We start from the raw sequence: 2,775 nt of genomic DNA on the forward strand, positions 1-2,775 counted from the left end.
CTCCCCCACCGTCCCCCCGCCCGGCGACTACGCCCGGCCTCCGCACACGTTCGGCCGCGGTGGCCGATGGTGACGCCATCTCCCGCTGCTCAGTTGAAGCGTTCGCGGCGCCACCTCGTCCCGGCGCGCCCCGCCGACCGGATCCGCAACTGGTCCACCGATCCGAGCCGAAAGGATGTTCTTTGACGACCACCGGCGGCATCGTTCCCGACGAGCTTCGCGACCTGCTGGAACGTCCACTGTTCGCGAACCTCGCGACCGTCCGCGAGGACGGCAGCCCGCAGGTCAATCCGATGTGGTTCGAATGGGACGGCGAGTTCATCCGCTTCACCCACACGAACTTCCGCCGCAAGTTCCGGAACATCACGGCGAACCCGGCGGTCGCGATCTCCATCATCGATCCCACCGACCCGTACCGGTATGTCGAGGTGCGCGGAGTCGTCGAGCGTGTCGACCCGGATCCCACCGGCGCCTTCTTCGTCCGGCTGAACAAGCGTTACAGCGGCCCGTTCGGCCCGAGCCACCCGACGGACGCCGCCGACCGCGTCATCCTCGCCGTCCGCCCCACCGCCATCGGCAGGCGCTGAGCCTTCCATACTTCCTGGTTCTTTCGAATCTCGCGCCGCAGAGCCTCGTTCGGCTCGCAGATTCCCACTTTCACGATCACCCCCGCCGGCGGATCACGCAATCAAAAAGATCAGTAGTCACCCGAGTAATACAGGACATCTCGGTAGTCCTTCCTGGCACGGTGGCGGCGCGGGCGTTGAGGGCGTGGGCGGTGGCCGCGTAGCGGCGGCGGAACTCCTCGACTGTCCAGCCCTGCTGTCGGACCAGGCGCGCGAGCAACGTTCGAGGTCGGCGGAGGGCGACGACGTCCGTCCGTGAGCGCGTTCCGGACGCGGGCGGGCAGGTCTCGCCCCGGCGTCAGTCCACGGACTCGCACCTGTGCGGCGACCGCGGCCACGGGGCCGGCTGCGTCCCAGCGGTGACGCGCGGCGCGCACGACCTCGGCGAACGACGCCCGGTCCAGCTCCACCAGCGCGGCAGCGCCGCGCTGCAGACGGGTACGCGATATGTCCCGAGCCCACCACGGCGCTGCCGCGCGCCCAAGCGGCCCGGCGGGGCCTGTCTCAGTCGAAGATCTTGTGGGTGCCGACTCGGATCCACACGATATGCGGACCGGTATGCCCCTCCGGCGGCGTGCCATACGCCCACAGCGCGCGCCCATCCGGTCCCCAGCTCAGCTCGTAGATGCCCCGCGAGTTGAACCTCTTGATTCGCAGAGAGGGATGGAAGGTTCCCGTCTCCAGTCCAGCGAGGAACAGGGTGCGAGCCCGAATGAACGCCGCGCGTTGCTCGGGGCGCAGACGCCGCCAGTCCGCCCAGAACGCGGCGTCAGGCTCGTAGGTGGGCACACCGTCAGATTATACTGTGGGTGACGAATCAATGACCACGCTGCCCATGCCGTCCTGTGGATAGCCTCGGGGTCAGCCCGCCTCGGCCTGGTCATAGGGCATCCCAGACAGCAAGCGCGTGAAGGTCTCCTCGTCACACACGACGCTTCGTCCGGCGCGGTAGTCCGCTAGACCAGCCTCGGCCGCGCGCACCCATCCCTCGGGCGGGTCTTCGTCGACGATCTCGACGCCGCCCAGTTCCTCGTCGGGGTCGAGCACCCTGATTTCGCGCAGGGGCAGGTCGTGCGGCTCGCTCACCAGTACCCCTCTCGATCGTCGTGCCCGCGCCAACCCGTGCTAGCCAGACACGGCAACGATAGCGCAGTCACCTAACCTCGGCATGGGCCCTGACCCGACTGCGATGGTCATCGTGACCTTCCGTAGCAATCCGTGCCGTTGCCGTCGGATCATCCCAGACGTCCCGTACGCGAGGGTGGACGTATGTCCTGTCCTGCGTGCCGTCACGCCGCCGCCGGCTGCGGGCGTGCGGCATCGGGCCAGAGCGCAGCTGTCCCCGCCGCGCCCCTGGCGAGAAGCGCGTCCAGGCGGGCTCGCAACGCCGGTGTTGACGTGACTCACAGGCCGGGCAGGTCCAGCAGGGTCTCTTCCATGACCGCCAGCTCAAACGCGCGCTCGACCTTCTGCGGCTCGCCAGCCCCGCCCCGCGTGTAACCCAGGTGGGGCGGGAGTGAACGGTGGGGGCGTCGGCGGACGTGCGGGCTTTGCGGGGGTTCGCACGGCAGTGCCGACAACAAGGAGACGTTCGAAGAATGCGGAAGATCTTCTCGCTGCGCCGCAGTGTCGTCCTCGCGATCCTGGGGCTGCTCGTCGCCCTGGTCCTGCCGGCCACGGCGGCCTCCGCCTCCACTCCGGGGAAGCTCACGCTGTGTTCCAACGGCGGGTTCGACTCGTACGCGGAGTTCCCTGGCCGGGGAGGATTCTCCACGTACATCATCCCGGCCGGCACCTGCCATACCACGAATCTCGGTGGCTCGGTCATCGAGCAAGTGAACGTGCACAAGGGTAATGGCGCCTACATCGGCTCGACCATCTACAACGGGTCGGTCGGTCTGGTCATCGTCACGATTTCGGGTCCCAGCTTCTACGCATACATGCCCTGACCGGGACGCGTTGACCTGATCCTCGTGAGGGCGTCCGGAACAGTTCGCCGGGCGCCCTCGTGGCATAGCCGCCGATCCGGTCATTCCACGAGCTGGTTGTCGGGGATCTACCGGACGTCGCGGGCAGCGTCGGGTGGGGTGCGCAGGGAAGCGGGGGCGACGACCTCGTCGAGGACGTCGGTCCCCGCGCGCCGTGCGGC

Annotated in this window: 4 protein-coding genes; 2 read left to right on the top strand and 2 right to left on the bottom strand. The window is 68.3% G+C overall.

What is annotated here, in order from left to right; translation table 11 throughout:
- Positions 1-182 precede the first annotated feature (182 nt).
- On the top strand, positions 183-587 hold the full coding sequence (locus C1A33_RS23370; protein ID WP_243407870.1) for a PPOX class F420-dependent oxidoreductase: 405 nt from the start codon (positions 183-185) through the stop codon (positions 585-587).
- A 543-nt stretch (positions 588-1,130) separates the two neighbouring features.
- On the opposite strand, the gene C1A33_RS23375 is transcribed toward C1A33_RS23370, so the two are convergent.
- Together C1A33_RS23375 and C1A33_RS23380 are read right to left on the bottom strand one after the other, a co-directional pair.
- Positions 1,131-1,415 carry a hypothetical protein gene (locus tag C1A33_RS23375; protein WP_101833504.1) on the bottom strand — a complete coding sequence of 95 codons (285 nt, stop codon included), beginning with the start codon at positions 1,413-1,415 and terminating at the stop codon, positions 1,131-1,133.
- A gap of 72 nt (positions 1,416-1,487) precedes the next feature.
- Positions 1,488-1,712 carry a hypothetical protein gene (locus C1A33_RS23380; protein WP_101833505.1) on the bottom strand — a complete coding sequence of 75 codons (225 nt, stop codon included), beginning with the start codon at positions 1,710-1,712 and terminating at the stop codon, positions 1,488-1,490.
- A gap of 512 nt (positions 1,713-2,224) precedes the next feature.
- On the opposite strand from C1A33_RS23380, the gene C1A33_RS23385 reads away from it, so the two are divergent.
- Entirely contained in the window at positions 2,225-2,575 is a 351-nt protein-coding gene (locus C1A33_RS23385) for a hypothetical protein (protein ID WP_101833506.1), read from the top strand.
- Positions 2,576-2,775: the final 200 nt, after the last annotated feature.

This window comes from Frankia canadensis (genome assembly GCF_900197875.1).
GTDB classification, from domain to species: Bacteria; Actinomycetota; Actinomycetes; order Frankiales; family Frankiaceae; genus Frankia; species Frankia canadensis.